Source organism: Chitinibacter fontanus (genome assembly GCF_013423785.1).
Classification (GTDB): domain Bacteria; phylum Pseudomonadota; class Gammaproteobacteria; order Burkholderiales; family Chitinibacteraceae; genus Chitinibacter; species Chitinibacter fontanus.
Genome location: NZ_CP058952.1, coordinates 1,491,831 through 1,511,646, shown reverse-complemented (window position 1 = coordinate 1,511,646; position 19,816 = coordinate 1,491,831). Strand labels below are relative to the sequence as shown.

Genomic DNA, 19,816 nt, shown 5'->3' with positions numbered 1-19,816 from the left:
CTTAATTTTGTGACTGCAGCAAATCTACTCGGATAATATTTAAAATGACCAGTGTTTCTTCCTTGTCCCAAATCCTGAGTAGTTTTGCTGCTGCGTTTAATCAAGACCAACGCCTGATTACCCTCCAACTCGGCGACGGTAGCGCTTGGGGTGAGCAGCTGTTGCCGCAGTCGGTGACGGGTAGCGAGGGGGTGAATCAGGCTTATCGCTACACGCTGGAATGCCTGTCGCCTGATGGTGCGATTGAACTCAAATCGCTGCTCGGTTTGCCCGTGGTGATAGGTGTTACCGATTCTGAGGGTGGCGTCGTCGAGCGTTGCGGTGTGGTGTCGCAAGCCCAGCTGTTGGGCTCGGACGGTGGTTTTGCCAAGTATGGTTTGCAAGTCGAGCCGCCGTTTGCGCTCTTACGCCATCGCCGCACGTCTCGCGTGTTTCAGGACATCTCCGTTCCCGACATCGTCAAACAGGTGATCGGAGAACATCAGGCGGCGAACTCAGTGTTTGCCGCAGTCCAGACGCTGGATTTCAAACTTAGTGGTGCTCACTCCCAACGCTCCTACTGTTTGCAGTATCGCGAATCCGATTACGATTTCCTTGTCCGACTGATGCACGAGGAAGGCTTGGCGTGGCGCTTTGAACACCAGCCGGCCGATTCGCCGCAAGTGCAGTTGGTGGTGTTTGACGATGCGTTTGCGCTTCCCGAAGCCAGCGATTCACAAGTCCGCTTTCATCGCGCCGATGCGACCGAAGAGAGTGATGCACTGCTCGAATGGACTTCACAACGCCAAGTCGGTAGTAACAACGTTGCACTCGCCACCTTTGATTACAAAGCCAGCAACACCAGCCACAGCGGTGATGAGAGCGCAGTGGATCAAGGCGACGGTGGGCAGCAGTTACAAGCGTCGTTTGAAGATTACGACCCGCAAAGCCTGTATTACGCCAGCGACGCCGAGCAACTGAGTCATTACGCCCAACTGCGCCAGCAAGCGCATGATGGGCAAAAGAAATCATTCAGCGGCAGTGGTACATTGCGCTCATTACAAGCTGGCCAATGGTTTCGCTTGGAAGACCACCCTGCGCACGAGTGGGATAGTGCGGAGCAACGTGAGTTTGCAATTACCGAACTCACCTTCACTGCTCATAACAATCTACCGCATGATTTAACGCAGCAACTGCGCCAGATTGCACCGAGCCTGTTAGCGAGCAATACCGCCACCCACAGTACGACAGATACACCCGCACCGTATCGCGTTGAATTCAAATCCCAACGCCGTGGTCAGCCCATTACCCCTGCTTTTAATTTGGACGGCACCGAGCAACTGGCGAAACCCAAATCGCGTGGAGTACAAACCGCCACTGTGGTGGGGCCTGCAGGTGAAGAAATCCACACCGATGGACTGGGCCGAATCAAGGTTCAGTTTCACTGGCAACGGCCCAACGAACATGCCGACTTCGGTGCCAATCTCGACGATAAATCATCGTGCTGGATTCGAGTCGCCTATCCGAGCGCTGGTGCGAGCTGGGGTCATCAATTCATCCCGCGTATCGGGCAAGAAGTGCTGGTGGACTTCATTGAAGGCGACATCGATAGACCCATCGTCACAGGTGTTGTCTACAACGGCAGTCACCCGACGCCGACGTTTAGCGGCGCAGGCGCACTGCCAGCCAATAAAACGTTATCGGGCATCAAGAGTAAAGAATACAAAGGTGGCCAGTACGGCGAATTATTATTCGACGACAGCACCGGCCAAGTACGCACCAAGCTCAGCAGCGAACACGCTAAAACGCAACTCAACCTCGGCTACCTGATCCACCCACGCACGAATGGCAAAGGGGAAACGCGAGGCGAAGGCTTTGAACTCAGAACCGACGCCCACGGTGCAATTCGTGCTGGGCATGGGCTACTGCTCACCACCGAAGCCAAAGGCGGCGCGGCGGGTAAACAGCTCGACCGCAACCCTGCCAGCAGCCAGCTTGAATCCGCGCTCGAACTCGCGAAAAGCCTCGGCGAAGTCGCGACCAAACAACTGGCCGACACCATCGAAACCGGTGAGAACGAGCAAACGATCAAACCCGATAACTCTAACGGCGAGAAGCACAAAACCGGCCACCTGCACCACCACGTTCACGCCGCGAAAAGCTGGGAAGCAGGCACGAATACGGATTCAGAGGGCAAAACCAAATCAGAAGACCAAGCTGGCCAGCAGCCGCTGTTGATGCTCCACGGCCAAGATGGCCTCGCGCTCACCACGCCGCAAAGCCTGACCCAAACCGCCGGTAGCAATATCGACCAAGTTGCGCAACGAGACAGCAACCAAACCACGGGGCGGCGCTGGATCCACAACGTCGGATCACACATCAGCCTGTTCGTGAGCGGGGTCAAAGACAGCATTGCACTGAAGCTGATTGCTGCGAAGGGCAAAGTGCAGATGCAGGCGCAGAGTGATGATGTGGAGATTACGGCGGATAAAAACGTCAAACTCACCGCAATCAAAGGCCAGAATCTATTCAACGCCAAGCAAGAAATCCTACTCACCGCCGGCGGCGCGTATATCCGCATTAAAGGCGGCAAGATCGAACTACACGCGCCGGGCAAGGTGAGTTTTAAAGGCTCAAGCCATGATTGGAGCGGGCCAGCAAGCCAGACACTTCCTTTTCCGGCCTTTCCTAGGTCGTCTGGCTTGGGGCAAGTTAAATTGCACCATCTATATGCAGGACGAGAGGGCGTCGCCACCGGTCGTTATGTCTTAACCGACCTACTCGGACAACGTCACGAAGGGCTGCTAGATAAAGATGGTAAGGCCCTGGTTGGTGGTTTGCCAATTGGCGCAGTTATGGTGAAATTCACCGAAGATCCGCGCAATCATAAAACTAAATCTGGCCAGTTTGCCCCTATTCACTGGCCTGCTGAGGCAGTGCCGGTTGATCCAACTCTTGTGCAGCAACAAGCTCAGGCGCAACTTTCAAGCCTCTTGCCCGCGATGGCTCAGTCGTTCGTTGAAAGTCCGAATGTACCTAACCCAGCTGAAGTAATCCAGTCGATTCCACAAGGTAATCTTTTAGCTGACGCGGCCAAGTTGGTCGAGAAAGCGAAGCAGGTTCAGACTGCTTTGAATGCTTTCAAGCAGGGTGAGTATGGGGCTGCAATCAACGAAGGCTTGAAAATAGCGGGAGTTAAAGTTAATCAACCCGTAGGCCCAGAGTGCATTCCGGCAGCAAAATCTGCACGGGCAACCCTAGATGCTGCACGTAATCCGATCAAACTTAATCTGAAATAATTTTTACTGGATAACTCATGGGATCAACCTACGGCCCCAATCGCGATACCATGACTTCAGAGTCTAGTGGTGCTGGCTATCTCGCTAATGCGAACGAAACCCAAAAGATCATGCGCGAGTATGCGCTGCTGCCCTTAAAGGGGGCGCAACTTCCAAAAGATGTGCAAGCCAATATTAATGGTTTTGACCAGTGGATAAGGAGTTTAACCGGTGGAAAGCTGACACTGAGTGACCTGGAAATGGTCATGTCGGCGGTTCCGGTGCTCGGTAACCTATTGGCAGCAGCAGATGTACTTACTGGATTATATGAGCTGTCGCAAAAACAAGACGAAGCCAATTTAGTTGAGTGGTTTGGGATAGGGATTGATGCCCTTGGGGTGATTCCAGCCCCAGGCTTAGCTACCACCCGAATTGCCATGCGTCCAGTTCTTGGTTTGGCTCGACAAGCTATTGCTCATCATAAAGGGGATATTGCCGAAGCAGTTTTAACAGTGGTCGTGAACCATTTGCTAACAGATTTAAAGCTGGCCGATAAGGTTGAAAAAGCGGTAGATGATCTCGCTGCCGAGCTCAAGCCTTTATTGCAAGATGTGTGCGGCTTTCTGAATGATCTCTTAGAGCAATTTGCAACCTTTTTGCATCAGATAGCAACAGGTCATCTAGGTATATACCGTCCGGCTGGTCGGGCAAAGTATCAACCTGGGCGGAATTTTCGCTCTCCGGAACAAGAAAAGGGGTTTTTTGCCTCTGTTTTAAGTTTCCATGCTCGCGCACAAATGGCAGTCGTGAATTCAGCATTACAGTTGGCTTTAACGGATGCTATGCAAGCCGAATTGCTGGGGATTGCGCGCTATTTACGCCAAGACATTAAGCCGCAAATTAATCAACGAATAATGGCTTTGGCTGAGGCCGGCACTAAAGGCAGTATTGCTTGGTTACTGAAAACGATCAGTGAACGGTTGCTACATCGCAAAGGTCGGGTCAAAGCCACAGGTGCGGCAAATACAAATGGCCGCAGTGTAGTTGAATACCGTCATGTCGATGCGTCGATTGAAAAACAGCGAAAACTACAACCCGTAAAACGAAATCCGAATGCGTGCAAGGTCTGTCCTACTGGCAAGCCTGGCACTAATGGACAAGTTGGCGGAGCCGTTCAACTCGGCTTGGGTAATGAAACATTTAGCCATACCGATTTTGTATTACCTGGCGTGATGCCGGTGGTTTGGACGCGTAGTTATAACTCGCGTCTCACCCGGTTTGACGACGGCATGCTCGGTGCCCGCTGGCTGACACCTTTTCATACCCGCTTTGAGTTGCAAGATGCCGAGCTGATTCATATCGACGCGCAAGGCCGTGAGCTGGATTATCCTCTGCTTAAAGTCGGCGAGCATCATCAAGATCGTAGCGAAGGGCTGATGCTGAGCCGCTTGGATGAAAAGCTGCTATCAGTAACGCGCGGACATGAATTGCTTGAGTTGTATGAGCTGCGTGGCGAGCGATTCTTACTGTCTTTACTGCGCGATCGTGCAGGTAATCAGATCGTCCTTGATTATGATGCGGCAGGGCGGATGACGCGTTTGCGCAGTGGCGATGGCCCGTGGGTCTTGGTGCAAACCGACGCTGCAGGGCGTATCGAGAAACTAACGCAAACAGCAGTGGGTGATACGCCTGCGCGGGTCTTGGCGCAATATCGCTACGATGATGCTGGCGACCTGATCGCTGCTACAGATGAAAATGGCCATCAGCGCGAATATCGCTATCAAAATCACCTAGTAACGCGCTATACCGACCGCACTGGCCGTGGCATGAATTTGGAGTGGAATGGTCGTGAAGCCACTGCGCGAGTCATTCGCGAATACGCCGATGATGGAAGTAGCGAATTGCTGCTCGAATATGTTGAGCATCTGCGGCTGACGATTGTGACCAACGGGCTTGGTCATCCAACGTATTACTATATGGATGAGTCTGGCTATCCATACCGCACCGTTTATCCTGATGGCGGCGAAGAGTGGCTACTTAGGGACGATCACAAAAATCTATTGCAGCATATTCACTCGGATGGCAGCCAAGAGTCTTTTGTTTATGACGAGCGCGACAATCTCATCGAGCACGTCCGCGCCGATGCCAGCATCGTGCGGATGCAGTATGACGACAAAGATCAACTGATCAAAATCACCGACCCCAACGGCGAGGAGTGGCTGCGCGAATTCGACGCCAAAGGCAATCTGGTTAAAGAAACCGATCCGCTGGGCCATTGCACGCAATACGCCTACAACGCGCAAGGCTTGCCGGTCGAGATTAAAGACGCCAAAGGCGGCAGCAAAAAGCTGGCGTACACCGATACCGGCTTGCTGCTGAGCTATACCGATTGCTCCAGCAAAACCAGCCGCTGGACTTACGACGAGCGCGGTCGCATCAAAGCCGCGCAAGACGCAGCAGGTGGTATTACCCGCTACCAGTATGGACATGCGGGCCAATTAGAAAAAGTCATTCAGCCCGATACCACCGAAATCAAGCTGGAATACGACGCCGAAGGGCGTTTGCTAACGCACATCGATGCGCTCGATCGCACCACGCGCTACGCCTACGACAAAGCGGGCCGCATTAGCGGTCGCACCGATGCCGCTGGCCAGCAGCTCAATTATGCCTACGACAAACTCAATCAGCTCATTACGCTCACCAACGAAAACCGCGAAAGCTATCGTTTTGAATACGACGTGGTTGGCCGCCTGCTGCGCGAGCGCGATTTTGCCCAGCGCGAAACGCAGTACCAATACGATGCCGGCAGCGGCCGCTTGGCGCAAATCAACGAAGCCGGCCAGATCACCACGCTGGCCTACGATAATGCTGGCCGGCTGATTGAGCGCGCCAGCGGCACCAGCCGCGAGCGCTTTAAATACGATGCCTTTGGCCGGATTTACGCTGCCAAAAATCAATTTAGCGAATGCCGCTTCCAATTTGACGCGGTGGGCAATCTGGTCGGGGAAACGCACGATTACCGCCTGTTTGGTCAGCGCCAGCAATACACGTGGGCGCACGAATACGATGCGCTCGGCAATCGCATCGCCAGCATCCGGCCCGACGGCCAGCGCACCGATTGGCTCACCTACGGCAGCGGCCATGTGCATGGCGTGTTGTGGAATGGGCAGGAAATCGCCAGCTTTGAGCGCGATAATCTGCACCGCGAGGTGAGTCGCACGCTCGGCAACCAGCTCGCCGCCACACAGCAATACGACAAAATGGGCCGGCTTACGCAGCAAACGCTGGCGGGCAAAACCAGCCAAACGCGCAGCTATCAGTATGACGCCGTCGGCCAGCTACTCGGCATTAACGACAGCCGCAGCGGCGTGACCAGCTACCGCTATGACCCCGTTGGCCGCCTCATCGCCGCTGCCAGCCCGCATAGCAAAGAGACTTTTGCCTGTGATCCGGCGAGCAATATCGTTAATACCAATGGCAGTATTGCCTCGCAGGTTAATAGTAATAATCTTCCCGGCAATATACCCACCATTGTCGGTAACTTGCTGAAAGAATACGCCGGTACGCATTTCAAGTACGACGCGCGCGGCAATCTGATTGAAAAACAGCAAGGCGCTCAGGTGCAGAAACTGGCGTGGGATGGGTTTAACCGCCTTGCCGCGCTGGAAACGCCGAATGGCAAAACCGAATACGCGTACGACGTCTTCGGCCGCCGTATCGCCAAACGCCACAACGGCCAGACCACGACCTTTGTCTGGGATGGCGATGTCATCGCGCTGGAAAAAACCGCCGATCACACACGCCATTATCTGTTCGAAGCGGGCAGCTTTGTACCGCTGGCTCAGGTGGTGGAAAAAGATGGAGGCAGTAACACCGCCTACTACCACGTCGACCACCTCGGTACGCCGCAACTGCTGACCGACGCCGAGGGCGAAATCGCTTGGCAGGCGGAATACAAAGCATGGGGCGAAGCGAAAGCGGTCATCTCGCAAGCCGCGCAAAGCGTCGGCATCGACAACCCGATCCGCTTCCAAGGCCAATACTTCGACGCCGAATCCGGTTTACACTACAACCGCCACCGCTACTACGACCCAGAAACGGGACGGTTTATTTCGTCTGACCCGATTGGATTGTTGGGTGGATTAAATACCCATGCTTATGCGCCGAATCCGGTGGGTTGGGTTGATCCAATAGGACTAACAAGAACAGCTAATCGTCCAGGTGGATATAAGAAGCACGATGTTGACCCGCATGGGAATTTAAGTCCCGCCTGCAACAGAGCTGCGGGTCATAAAAATACAAGAAGTGACAACTTCATTCAGTCGCATCACCCTGTACAGGATGAATGGGCAAAGCAAAACGTAAATGGATATTCCTCAAAGGATGCACCTGCTGTTTTATTACCTTCGAACAGCGGTGCATCCCATGCAAAAATCTCGGCTGCGCAACGTGCTTATCGGTCTCAGCTCGATGCAAGTCCAGGTGGTCGCTGGGGATCGACTTCAATTCGTGATGAGTTTCAATTTGGATACAAATCAATGATTGATGCTGGCGTTCCTCCTGAGATTGCCAAAAAATCAATCAAAGATAGTTATAAATATTTTGATTGTTTGGGGGCGTTTAAATGAAATATGGCAATTTTTCCTTCTACTCGGAAAGGCGTGATGTAGATTTTGATCTAAATGGGGTGGCTTTGGATTGGGTTGATCTTGCTAAGGTAGATGTACATTATTTAGATTTTCTCAAAAAGTACGGTCAATATTCACGAGATGATGGCCTTGTTTTATACGAGGCAGAAGATCTTTGCGAAAGAAACCTTACTTTTGAAACGAATATTTATGCTCCTGGCTATTTGTTGATTGGTGATGATAGTGGTGGCACTGGTTTTTTATTGCGAGTGAAAGATGGTGGTATATATTCATCTGGGTTGGGTGATATGTCTCCGAATTATTTTAAATTTATAACTACAGGATTCGAAGACTGGGCAAAGAATGATTTTAAGATTGATTGATGCCAATGAGTACGCCTCGTAGCTTCGATAGGCAAAGCGTAATCGGAGTTAAACAGTAAGTAGAGGTTTTGTCATGAGAGAAATTGAGTCTGCGTTTGGAATTCTAAGAGAAAAGGTTGAAAAATATAAGATAAAAAGTGTAAGTGGTAGAAAAGGTGAAAAAGGGGTGGAAGTTAATAAGGACCAAGTAAAAGAATATATTGCTCTCGTCGGAGACCAGTCACTAAAGATCGAGACTGGATTTTTTCCAATAAAGATTGCTGGTTCACTTTATATTGATGCAGCGCAAATAGGGTATCGTTATATTTACTCTAATAATTCTTTAGTTGTAAATGATCGATGGCCTGAAACAGATTTAGTTATTGTTGATGGCGAGGGCGGTGGCAGACCCATTTTTTTCAAAGTAGGAAGTGGAGAAATTTATGCAATGCCAGAGCCAGCACTAGGTTACAAAATGGCTGAGAATTTACCTAAATTTATATTTGCATTGGCTGAGTTGATCGAAATTGTTTATGGCGAGTTTGGAGTTTTTAACGTTAGTAACGAGGATGATGAAATAGATCCTCTATTTATAGCTGCATTACATAAGAAAGTACTCCCGTTGTTAGGGACTGAAAATTTCGAAAACTTTGTGGACTATTTTTATGGATAATGAGCGATATATTCACAATCAATGAGGTCAGACTCGATTGATTTAACCCCGATGGCCAGCGCACCGATTGGCTTACCTACGGCAGCGGCCATGTGCATGGCGTGTTGTGGAATGGGCAGGAAATCGCCAGCTTTGAGCGCGATCATCTGCACCGTGAAGTGCGCCGCACGCTCGGCAATCAGCTCGCCGCAACGCAGCAATACGACAAAATGGGCCGGCTCACGCAGCAAACGCTGGCGGGCAAAACCAGCCAAACACGCAGCTATCAGTACGCCCCGTAGGAAGTCCCCTTGGGGGATGACGCCGTCGGCCAGCTGCTCGGCATTAACGACAGCCGCAGCGGTGCGACCAGCTACCGTTACGACCCAGTTGGCCGCCTGATCGCCGCCGCCAGCCCGCATGCCAAAGAAACTTTTGCCTTCGATCCGGCGAGCAATATCGTTAATACCAATGGCAGTATTGCCTCGCAGGTTAATAGTAATAATCTTCCCGGCAATATACCCACCATTGTCGGCAGTTTGCTCAAAGAATACGCCGGTACGCATTTCAAGTACGACGCGCGCGGCAATCTGATTGAAAAACAGCAAGGCGCGCAGGTGCAGAAACTGGCGTGGGATGGCTTTAACCGCCTTGCCGCGCTGTGGAAACGCCCAATGGCAAAACCGAATACGCGTACGCCCCGTAGGAAGTCCCCTTGGGGGACGACGTCTTCGGCCGCCGCATCGGCAAACGCCACAATGGCCAGACGACGACCTTTGTCTGGGATGGCGACGTCATCGCGCTGGAGCAAACCGCCGAGCAGACGCGGCATTATCTATTTGAAGCGGGCAGCTTTGTGCCGCTGGCGCAGGTGGTGGAAAAAGATGGTGGGAGTAACACCGCTTACTATTACGTCGACCACCTCGGCACGCCGCAACTCTTTACCGGCGCAGACGGCGAAGTGGCGTGGAGCGCCGAGTACAAAGCGTGGGGTGCAGCCAAAGCGGTCAACTCGCAAGCTGCAAACAGCGCCGGCATCGACAACCCGATTCGCTTCCAAGGCCAATACTTCGACGCCGAATCCGGTTTACACTACAACCGCCACCGCTACTACGACCCGGAAATCGGGCGGTTTATTTCGTCGGACCCGATTGGTTTGCTGGGCGGATTAAATACCCATGCCTATGCGCCGAATCCGGTGGAGTGGATTGATCCGCTTGGACTAGTAAAAAAGAAACCTTCGGTTTACGCAAAAAAAGATGGGGAAGGGGCCACTCCTGCTGAAATTCAAGCTAGTAAGCTTGGAGGTGGTAACAGAAAAGGCCAGCAGGATTGTCGAGAAAAATTATTAAACCAGAATACAACGGGAGTATATCGTTGCTGGCGCTGTGGTCATACATCAACTAATCCTGATGATATGCATTTAGGTCATAAAAATGTACCAACAGCAAAAGGTGGGAACTTGGCGGACCTAAATGTGGAACTAGAAGATGCTGCATGTAACTTGAGTGCGGGAAGTAGTGGTTACGTGAAAGAAGGAATATCTTGTGTTGAACGAGGTAGTTGTGGAGCGCCCTATGGTAGATAAAGAATTAGAATGTATAGTATCCGTTTTAGCTGGCCACAACGCGAATGGCCCAGTAAGAGAGGAGTTGCCCGCATTAGATCTTGGAAATGGGAAATTTAAACTTCTAATATCGCCGGGGCTAACCTTAAACTTAGCAAAAAGTGATGTAATTTCCTTGCATGATAGCGATTCCCCTGCTGAGGTTATTAAACGGGGTGGGAACTTTGCAATACAGATCTACACAGATTCTCTTGAGCCTAATGTTTTGGAGAATTTAGTATCCAATGTGGAAGAAAGGCTTGGCGGAACGAAAGACGCATTTGACTGTGGCGTGCTTGTATTTTCTGTACCATTTTCTTCAGGATTGGATAATATCCGTGAAGTATTCGATGAATTTACCGAGGCTTCAGGAGTTGCATGGTATTACGGAAATATCTATAAAAATTTCCAAGATCCAGATGATGAGACATTATTGGATTGGTGGGGGTAGGCTTAAAAAGTTATAAAAATGACGGTATTGTATAATGGAAGTTGTGAAGAAGGTGTTGTCAGTAATATTGAGTCGGTATTGGGAATTGATTTTCCGAGATGCTACTTTGATTTCTTATTGAGGCATAATGGTTTAAAAATAACAAATGGTGATTATGTCGATATTCCGCTGGAAAAAGTGGATAACGGGTTTATCTCTTTCTATTGCTTGTATGGGTGTGCTATGGAAAATGAGAACCTAGACTTGCTTTGCATAAATAATGAAGTATTGGATGATTTGGTTAGTGTTGATAGAAAAATAGTTATTGGCGAAGATGGAGGTGGAAATTTCTATGTGTTAACTGCCGATGAGGGTGGGGATAAAATATACTATTGGGATAGGACTCACTTGCATTCGGGTGTTAACTATAGTGAGGATATTTCTGAGGTTGATGAGTGCGGTGGCTTGTATTTGGTTGCTAAATCATTTGATGATTTTTACTTGTCTATTATTAATAATGTTAAGTCAAATTGAATGTCTAGGGTGCTTGAGTCAATATTTTCTGAATTAAAGGCGGTTGATTTCCTGTCTAGTGTCGGGGTGGGAGAAAACGAACTGCAATTTATCACTGAGAATTTAACGTATCCGCAGTTTGATGAAGCTCTTTTCTCAGATGAATGGGCTGACATACGTTTGGAGGCTCAAGCAGTATTGACTATTTTTCTAAATAGTAAGTTTCAAAATCAATATCAAGAATGGAATAAGGTCGTCGAATCGGCTAGACGATTTTGCGATGAAGAACTCTCGTTAAATGTCGAGTTTGCTCCTGATCTAACAAAACGTGAGGCAATCAAGAGCAAAATTATTGATGATGTTATTTTAATCATTGTTGAAAAATATTTCATAAAGCGAGTTGGCTTAAAACCCATGTTTTTTTCTAAAGTTTGTGAGGTTTATAAAGCTGGTCATGTGCCTTGTGGTTATAAATGTGAAAGCAGTGTCGACTTTAAAAAAATAAATGGAACTTTCTTTATTTTATAAGAAAATTGACGGTTAGAATTAATGAGGCAGACTCGATTAATTTCAATTAAGACCTCGTAATTCCGATTAGAAAGCGTAATCGAAGACTTCGTGTAAGGTGCGTGCTGTGGAATGGGCAGGAAATCGCCAGCTTCGAGCGCGACAATCTGCACCGCGAAGTGAGCCGTACGCTGGGCAATTAGCTCGCCGCCACGCTGCAATACGACAAAATGGGCCGGCTGACGCAGCATGGCGGGCAAAGCCAGCCAAACACGCAGCTATCAATACGCCCCGTAGGAAGTCCCCTTGGGGGACGACGCCGTCGGCCAGCTGCTCGGCATCAACGATAGCCGCAGCGGCGCGACCAGCTACCGTTATGACCCAGTCGTCCGCCTGATCGCTGCAGCCAGCCAGCCCGCTAGCTAAAGAGACTTTTGCCTTCGATCCGGCGAGCAATATCGTTAATACCAATGGTAGTATTGCCTCGCAGGTTAATAGTAATAATCTTCCCGGCAATATACCCGCCATCGTCGGCAATTTGCTCAAAGAATACGCCGGTACGCATTTCAAGTACGCCCCGTAGGAAGTCCCCTTGGGGGACGACGTCTTCGGCCGCCGCATCGGCAAACGCCACAACGGGCAGACCACGACCTTTGTCTGGGATGGCGACGTCATCGCGCTGGAACAAACCGCCGATCAAACACGCCATTATCTGTTTGAAGCGGGCAGCTTTGTACCGCTGGCGCAGGTGGTGGAATAGGGGACGGGGGCGCCAATCACTGTGCTTTGTGGATTTGCGTGAGCGGGATGACAAAACGGCGAGCCTAGGCTCGCCGTTGTCGTGTTAGCGTGCTGCGGTGAGGATTTGGCGGGCGACTTCTGGGGTGAGGTCGCCGTGTTCACCAATGGCGGTCATGCCGTGTTTTTCTAGTTGAGCGACCACGGCATCGACTGCGGATTGGTCGAGTTCGTAATCGGCCAATTTGGTTTTGATGCCCATCGCTTCAAAGAATTCAGCGGTTTTGGCGATCGCTGCGTCGATGCGTTGTTCGTCACTACCATCACGAATGCCCCATACGCGCTCAGCGTATTGCAGCAATTTGGCGTGTTTGCTGGTGCGGCGGACGTGCAAATTGGCGGGCAAGACGATGGCCAAGGTGCGGGCGTGGTCGATGTCGTACAGCGCAGTGAGCTCGTGGCCGATCATGTGCGTAGACCAATCTTGCGGAACACCCGCGCCGATCAGTCCGTTCAGCGCTTGCGTGGCGATCCACATCAGGTTGGCGCGTAAATCGTAATCGTTTGGTGTGGCGAGTACTTTAGGGCCAAGCTCGATTAGGGACAACAATAGGCCTTCGGCAAAACGATCTTGCACCATGCCGTTGGCGGGGTAGGTGAGGTATTGCTCGACGATGTGCACATAGGCATCGACGACGCCGTTGGCGATTTGACGCGTTGGCAAGGTTAGCGTTTTGGTCGGGTCTAGAATTGAAAATTGCGGGAACACGTGCGTGCTCATAAACGCCAATTTGCTGTGGCTGGCTTTGCGGGTAATCACCGAGCCATTATTCATTTCCGAGCCAGTGGCGGGCAAGGTGAGCACCGAACCAAATGGCAATGCTGCCGTTACCACTTGGCCGTGCGTGGTGAGAATATCCCACGGCTCGCCGACAAATGGCACGGCGGCGGCGACAAATTTGGTGCCGTCGATCACCGAGCCGCCACCCACTGCGAGCAGGTAGTCGAGTTTTTCGCGGCGGATTAGCTCAACCGCTTGCATCAAGGTTTCGTAGCTTGGGTTGGGTTCAATACCATTGAATTCCTGCACTTCACGTGCGCCCAGCGCTACGCGCACTTCAGCGAGCGTGCCGTTTTTACGCGCACTTTCGCCGCCGAGCAGTATCAATACGCGGGCATTGGCTGGAACCAGCTGGTCAAGTTTGGCGATGGTGTCGGTACCGAAAACGATTTTGGTGGGGTTATGAAATTCAAAATTAAACATAAGGCATTTCCTTTATTAGACCAGTCGGCTAGTTATTGGATAAAAATAAGATCGCTCTGTGCTGAGCGATCAGTGTTTGCTTACGGAGTAGCTAATTGCAAAATTTTAAGGGTGCTTTGCATGGCACACATCAGCGAGCTATTTTCACGCCGTACTTTGGCGAGCAAGGTGGCACCCAGCCACATTTGATACAAGGTTTCGGCCACTTGGGTGGCATTCAGATCGCGGGCCAATGAGCCATCGGTGATCCCCTCGTTGATGCATTGGGCCAAGCGGGTGATCAGTTGGTCGGTGCCACGGCGCAGGCTGTCGCGCATCGCTTCCGATAAATCTGATACTTCACCAGCCAGCTTGACGGTGAGGCATTTTTCTTCGCAGCAGTCGCCGGCTTGGGTTTCCAGCCAGCGGGTCCAGTAGGCTACCATTCGCTGCGCGGCATTTTCGCTATTGGGTGCCAGCATGACTTCCAATCGGCCAAAATAATCTTCAAAGTATGAGTCAAGTAATGCCGCACCAAAGGCTTCTTTGGATTTGAAGTAATGGTAAAACGAGCCTTTAGGCACGTTGGCGGCAGTCAAAATCTCATTGAGGCCTACAGCAGAAAAGCCTTTGCCAAGGATGATGGGTTTGGCTACATCCAGAATGTGCTGGCGCATTGATTGGTGTTCAGTCGTCATGGGATGCATGATAAAGCTCACTAGACCAGTCGTCTAGTATTTTTTGCTGCAACTAATGCCATCCATCCATTGAGCTAGCCAGTTGCAGATGAGCGGTCTATATCCTGTTGATACAGGAGGTGAAGATGAGCCCAGAACAAGCCCTAAAAACCATGCATGATTTGCTGCGCATGATGATTCAACACAAAGCGTCCGATTTATTTATCTCCGATGATTTTCCACCCGCAATGAAAATCAACGGGAAGATGACGCCGGTGGGGCAGCAAAAACTCAACGCAGCGGCAACTCGCGCCTTGGCTTATGCGCTGATGCGGCCCGATCAGGTGGCTGAGTTTGAGGGCGAATTTGAGTGCAATTTTGCGATTAGCCCCGAAGGCATCGGTCGCTTTCGCGTGAATGTGTTTATGCAGCAGGAAAAAGTGGGCATGGTGTTGCGCACGATTACCAGCAAGATTCCAAACTTCGACGAGATGGGCCTGCCCAAAGTATTAAAAGAAGTGATGATGAGTAAGCGCGGGCTGGTGCTGCTGGTCGGTGGTACCGGCTCGGGTAAATCGACGACGATGGCGGCGATGATTGATTACCGCAACGAGCACAGCCACGGCCACATCATCACAATTGAAGATCCGGTTGAGTATCTGCATAAGAATAAAAATTGTCTGGTGACGCATCGCGAAGTAGGGCGTGACACCAAGGGCTGGTTTAGCGCGCTAAAAAATACGCTGCGCCAAGCGCCCGATGTGATTTTGATTGGTGAGATTCGCGATCGTGAAACGATGGAATACGCGATGAACTTCGCCGAAACCGGCCACCTATGCATGGGCACGCTGCATGCCAATAGCTCTAATCAGGCGCTCGAACGCATCGTTAATTTTTTCCCCGAAGAGCGCCATCCGCAGCTGTATATGGATTTATCGCTCAATATGCGCGGCATCATTTCGCAACGACTGGTGCCAACGCCCGATGGCAAAGGGCGCTGCGCGGCGATCGAGATTTTACTAAATACGCCCCTGGTGGCCGACTTAATTTTCAAAGGCGATGTTGGTGGCGTGAAAACCGCAATGCAAAAATCGCGCGAGCTGGGCATGCAAACCTTTGATATGGCGCTATTTGACTTGTATGAGGCGGGTAAAATCAGCATGGAAGAAGCGCTGAAAAATGCCGATTCACTCAATGAATTGCGGCTCAATATCAAGCTCAATAGCCAGCATCACCGCAAAGAGGAACACAGCAGCGGCTTGGATCATTTGTCACTGGAGGTGCACGAAGAGCCGGAAACGGAGTCGACCGATGTCGAGGGTAACACTGCTGGCTAGTCAGGGTATTTGCCGCTAGGTTTTGCGGATATTGGCGTGCCATGTAATACCCAACAAAAAAGCGACTTCCATGGAAGTCGCTTTTAGGTGTGTAACGATCAACTAGCTCAAGCTAATTGGCCGTGACACTGTTTGTATTTCTTGCCTGAGCCGCATGGGCACGGGTCATTGCGGTTTACGCCACTAAATTGAATTTTCGGCCCACCTTCTTGTTGCATCGCCGCCATCAGCACTTCGCGGATTTTCTCTTCGTCACCGCTCGCTAATACTGCCTCGATGTCTTCGTGTGTAAATTGCATCGCAGAAGCTGGGATTTCATGCTGCTCTACCGCTTGCACATCTTCTGGGCCGCGCACTTGTACAGTCATCACAATTTGCAGCACATTGCGTTTGATTTGCTCCAGCAGTGCCGAGAACAATTCAAATGCTTCGCGTTTGTATTCCTGTTTCGGATTCTTCTGTGCGTAGCCGCGCAGATGGATACCTTGACGCAGATGATCAAGCGCTGACAAATGCTCACGCCAGTATTGGTCAACGTGCTGTAGCAATACTGAACGCTCGAAATTGCGGAAGTTGGTTTCAGAGGCTTGCTCAACTTTGGCATCGTAAGCCGCTTTGGCTGAGGCCACCACGCGCGCTTTCATGTCTTCAATGCCCAACGATTTCTCGTTTTTCACCCACTCGCTGACATTCACTCCAACGTGCAACTCGTTCAGCGCGCGTTCTAGGCCTTCAGCATCCCACTGTTCTTCCATTGAATCGGGTGGAATATATTGATCAAATAGCTCGCCAACATAACTATCACGCATCGCTGCAATGGTGGATGCAACTTCGCTGCTTTCCAGAATTTCATTGCGCTGGCTGTAAATCGCTTTACGCTGCTCGTTCGCAACATCATCGTATTCCAGCAATTGTTTACGCATGTCGAAGTTGCGGCCTTCCACTTTGCGTTGTGCTGATTCGATGGCGCGCGAAACCATACCGGCTTCGATAGGCTCGCCTTCCGGCATTTTCAGCTTGTCCATCACAAATGCCACGCGATCGCCGGCAAAAATGCGCAGCAGGGTGTCTTCGAGTGACAGGTAGAAGCGGCTAGAGCCTGGGTCACCCTGACGGCCTGAACGACCACGCAACTGATTGTCGATACGACGTGAGTCGTGGCGCTCAGTACCGATGATGTGCAAGCCACCTGCGGCCAGGACGGCATCGTGTTTGACTTGCCATTCGGCTTTCAGCGTTGCGATTTGGGCTGCTTTTGCTGCCTCATCGAGTGATTCATCAGATTCAATTTGTTTAATTTGGGCTTCAATACTGCCGCCCAGTACGATATCGGTACCGCGACCAGCCATATTGGTGGCAATCGTTACCTGACCAGAGCTACCCGCTTGTGCCACGATTTGCGCTTCTTTGGCGTGGTGTTTGGCATTCAGTACATTGTGAGCAATGCCTTCCTGCGTCAGGATGCCGGAGAGCAATTCAGATTGTTCAATTGACGTCGTACCGACTAGCGTCGGTTGGCCACGTTCAACGCAGCCTTTAATGTCTTTGATGATGGCTTTGTATTTTTCGTTCGCCGTTTTGAATACTTGATCTTGGCGATCATCGCGAATCATTGGCTTGTTGGTTGGAATAATGACCGTTTCCAAACCATAGATTTGCTGGAATTCGTAGGCTTCGGTATCTGCAGTACCCGTCATACCTGACAGTTTGTTGTACATGCGGAAGTAGTTTTGCAGCGTGATCGTTGCCAGCGTTTGATTTTCTTGCTGGATCTCGACACCTTCTTTGGCCTCTACAGCTTGGTGCAAGCCTTCTGACCAGCGACGACCTGACATCAAACGGCCAGTGTGCTCATCGACGATGATGACTTCACCATCCATCACTACATAGTGCTGGTCTTTAACGAATAGCGAGTGAGCGCGCAACGCAGCATTTAAATGATGGATCAGGCTGATATGTGCTGCGGCGTAGAGGCTGTCGCCTTCGGGCAGTAAACCCATCTGACTGAGAATTTGTTCTACGTGTTCATGACCTGCTTCTGACAGCATGACACTGTGGGCTTTTTCATCTACCCAGTAATCACCTTCACCATCTTCAGTTTCCTGACGCTTTAGCTGGCCAGGAATGCCATTCATCGCACGATAAAGATCAGTATTGTCGTCGGCTGGGCCAGAGATAATCAGTGGGGTACGCGCTTCGTCGATCAGAATCGAATCCACTTCGTCGACGATTGCGAAATTAAGGCCACGCTGTACGCGTTCTTCAGGGCTGAACACCATATTGTCGCGCAGGTAGTCAAAGCCGAATTCGTTGTTGGTACCGTAGGTAATGTCGCAGGCGTAAGCGGCTTTTTTGTCTTCGTGCGCCATTTGGCCCAGATTCACGCCGCAGGTCAGACCGAGGAAGTTAAACAACTTGCTCATCTGGTTGCAGTCACGCTGTGCCAAGTAGTCATTCACCGTAATGACGTGCACGCCGTTACCTGTCAGTGCATTCAGGTAGGCACCCAAGGTGGCAACCAGTGTTTTACCCTCACCGGTACGCATCTCGGAAATCTTGCCTTGGTGATGCACCAGACCACCAATCAGCTGTACGTCAAAGTGACGCATCCCTAAAGCACGCTTACCACCTTCACGGCATACAGCGAATGCTTCAGGAAGAATTTGATCTAGCGTTTCACCTTTAGCAAGGCGGGCTTTGAACTCATCGGTTTTGCCACGTAGGTCGGCATCAGACAAGGCGGAGATTGTTGGCTCTAGGGCATTAATCTGCTTGACGATGGCACCGTATTGTTTCAACAAACGGTCGTTACGGCTTCCAAATACTTTTTTCAGCAGATTCGAGATCATAGTGCTACCACGTGACGGCCTCGATGAGGCTCAGTTTTTATTAATCGACAAAGGCCAACGCCCGTTCTTTGTTTGGGCTGGCTGACCTTAGTTGGCTCCACCCTACCTTTTTTCAAGGCTTACTTAGTGGCTTGAGCATAGTTTGATTGACCACCATCAAGAAAACGCAGCGGATTTTGCGCCACGCCACGATAGCGGATCTCAAAGTGCAGGTGTGGGCCCGTAGAGCGCCCGGTACTGCCGAGCAAGGCGACTTTTTGCCCCACTTGCACTGTGTCGCCTACTTTCACCAGTAATTGACTGGCGTGGGCATAGCGGCTGGTTAAATCTTTACCATGATCAAGCTCGACCATATTACCATATTGAGGATGGTAAGCTGCATACACGACCTTACCTGTGGCGGCGGCTACAATTGGTGTGCCGGTATCGCCTTGGTAATCGATGCCTTCGTGAAAAACTTGTGTGCCGCGAAATGGGTCAACACGCCAGCCAAAGCTTGATGATTGCGGTGCAATCGTCAGTGGCGAGTGGCGGGGGAGATAGCTCGCATCAGGCGTAATCAGAATGGCCTCGGCCAGTGTGAGCTGATCAATCATGGCGGCCATTTTGGCATCTGTGTCTTGCAGCAGTTGGCGTAGGCCGGAAACCGCAAATGGCTGACCATCGTGGGCCAGCCCGCCCTGCGGTGCTGCGTTTTTACTTAAAAACGGTTTAATATCAATCCCCGTTTTGTCGCCAACCCGATTGGCCAGACTATCTAAGCGGGTCAGTTTGGCTTGCAGCTCACCGACCTGTACGGCCAAAGCATCAATTTCATTCTGGCGCGCATGCTGGCCGGGCATTAGACGCAGCAGTGGCTCTACACGATTGGGGGCGAACAACATGCCTAATCCAAATGCGGCAGCACCGATCAATAAGGTCAGCGCCAGTGCCAGCGCGGTGAGCTCGCGCGGGCCTAATGAAATGGCTTTGTCGAGCCGATTTGAGACCACAATGATATTCATTGGAACCCTTGTA

15 protein-coding genes are annotated in these 19,816 nt (G+C 50.9%); 9 read left to right on the top strand and 6 right to left on the bottom strand.

Translation table 11 applies throughout. The annotated features are described in order from the left end of the window. Window positions 1–44 precede the first annotated feature (44 nt). From HZU75_RS06975 to HZU75_RS06960, 4 genes are all read left to right on the top strand, one after another. Entirely contained in the window at window positions 45–3,278 is a 3,234-nt protein-coding gene (locus HZU75_RS06975; RefSeq protein WP_180308413.1) for a type VI secretion system Vgr family protein, read from the top strand. A gap of 17 nt (window positions 3,279–3,295) precedes the next feature. Continuing rightward, window positions 3,296–7,885: an RHS repeat-associated core domain-containing protein gene (locus HZU75_RS06970; protein WP_180308412.1), complete on the top strand. Its 4,590-nt coding sequence runs from the start codon at window positions 3,296–3,298 to the stop codon at window positions 7,883–7,885. Further along, complete coding sequence (locus tag HZU75_RS06965; RefSeq protein WP_180308411.1) at window positions 7,882–8,268, top strand: hypothetical protein; 387 nt, start codon at window positions 7,882–7,884, stop codon at window positions 8,266–8,268. The genes HZU75_RS06970 and HZU75_RS06965 overlap by 4 nt, the downstream gene beginning before the upstream one ends. 73 nt (window positions 8,269–8,341) lie before the next feature. Next, on the top strand, window positions 8,342–8,920 hold the full coding sequence (locus HZU75_RS06960; RefSeq protein ID WP_180308410.1) for a hypothetical protein: 579 nt from the start codon (window positions 8,342–8,344) through the stop codon (window positions 8,918–8,920). Here HZU75_RS06960 and HZU75_RS17840 read toward each other — a convergent pair. Further along, window positions 8,911–9,507: a hypothetical protein gene (locus HZU75_RS17840; protein ID WP_180305657.1), complete on the bottom strand. Its 597-nt coding sequence runs from the start codon at window positions 9,505–9,507 to the stop codon at window positions 8,911–8,913. The two genes, HZU75_RS06960 and HZU75_RS17840, sit on opposite strands and share 10 nt — an antisense overlap. 107 nt (window positions 9,508–9,614) lie before the next feature. On the opposite strand from HZU75_RS17840, the gene HZU75_RS06950 reads away from it, so the two are divergent. From HZU75_RS06950 to HZU75_RS06935, 4 genes are read left to right on the top strand one after another with little or no spacing between them, the layout of a single operon-like run. After that, on the top strand, window positions 9,615–10,487 hold the full coding sequence (locus HZU75_RS06950; RefSeq protein ID WP_228028224.1) for an RHS repeat domain-containing protein: 873 nt from the start codon (window positions 9,615–9,617) through the stop codon (window positions 10,485–10,487). Continuing rightward, a complete protein-coding gene (locus HZU75_RS06945) occupies window positions 10,477–10,956 on the top strand; it encodes a DUF4265 domain-containing protein (RefSeq protein WP_180308409.1) in 480 nt (159 codons plus the stop codon). The genes HZU75_RS06950 and HZU75_RS06945 overlap by 11 nt, the downstream gene beginning before the upstream one ends. 18 nt (window positions 10,957–10,974) lie before the next feature. Next, window positions 10,975–11,469 (top strand): SMI1/KNR4 family protein, encoded by a 495-nt coding sequence (locus tag HZU75_RS06940; RefSeq protein ID WP_180308408.1) that lies wholly within the window; start codon window positions 10,975–10,977, stop codon window positions 11,467–11,469. Further along, window positions 11,470–11,976 carry a hypothetical protein gene (locus HZU75_RS06935; RefSeq protein WP_180308407.1) on the top strand — a complete coding sequence of 169 codons (507 nt, stop codon included), beginning with the start codon at window positions 11,470–11,472 and terminating at the stop codon, window positions 11,974–11,976. A 397-nt stretch (window positions 11,977–12,373) separates the two neighbouring features. Here the strand turns inward: HZU75_RS06935 and HZU75_RS06930 are convergent, their stop codons facing one another. From HZU75_RS06930 to HZU75_RS06920, 3 genes are all read right to left on the bottom strand, one after another. Further along, on the bottom strand, window positions 12,374–12,664 hold the full coding sequence (locus HZU75_RS06930) for a hypothetical protein (protein WP_180308406.1): 291 nt from the start codon (window positions 12,662–12,664) through the stop codon (window positions 12,374–12,376). 135 nt (window positions 12,665–12,799) lie between these two features. Then, window positions 12,800–13,957: an iron-containing alcohol dehydrogenase gene (locus HZU75_RS06925; RefSeq protein WP_180308405.1), complete on the bottom strand. Its 1,158-nt coding sequence runs from the start codon at window positions 13,955–13,957 to the stop codon at window positions 12,800–12,802. An 80-nt stretch (window positions 13,958–14,037) separates the two neighbouring features. After that, the gene (locus tag HZU75_RS06920; RefSeq protein ID WP_180308404.1) at window positions 14,038–14,634 is read right to left on the bottom strand and encodes a TetR/AcrR family transcriptional regulator; all 597 of its coding nucleotides are present in this window, start codon (window positions 14,632–14,634) and stop codon (window positions 14,038–14,040) included. A gap of 125 nt (window positions 14,635–14,759) precedes the next feature. Here HZU75_RS06920 and HZU75_RS06915 point away from each other — a divergent pair, with 125 nt between their 5' ends. Continuing rightward, window positions 14,760–15,950 (top strand): PilT/PilU family type 4a pilus ATPase, encoded by a 1,191-nt coding sequence (locus HZU75_RS06915; RefSeq protein WP_180308403.1) that lies wholly within the window; start codon window positions 14,760–14,762, stop codon window positions 15,948–15,950. 107 nt (window positions 15,951–16,057) lie between these two features. Here the strand turns inward: HZU75_RS06915 and secA are convergent, their stop codons facing one another. Both secA and HZU75_RS06905 read right to left on the bottom strand, forming a co-directional pair. Further along, on the bottom strand, window positions 16,058–18,799 hold the full coding sequence (gene secA, locus HZU75_RS06910; protein WP_228028223.1) for a preprotein translocase subunit SecA: 2,742 nt from the start codon (window positions 18,797–18,799) through the stop codon (window positions 16,058–16,060). A gap of 119 nt (window positions 18,800–18,918) precedes the next feature. Further along, window positions 18,919–19,803, bottom strand: coding sequence for a M23 family metallopeptidase (locus tag HZU75_RS06905; RefSeq protein ID WP_180308402.1), 885 nt, complete (start codon window positions 19,801–19,803; stop codon window positions 18,919–18,921). Window positions 19,804–19,816: the final 13 nt, after the last annotated feature.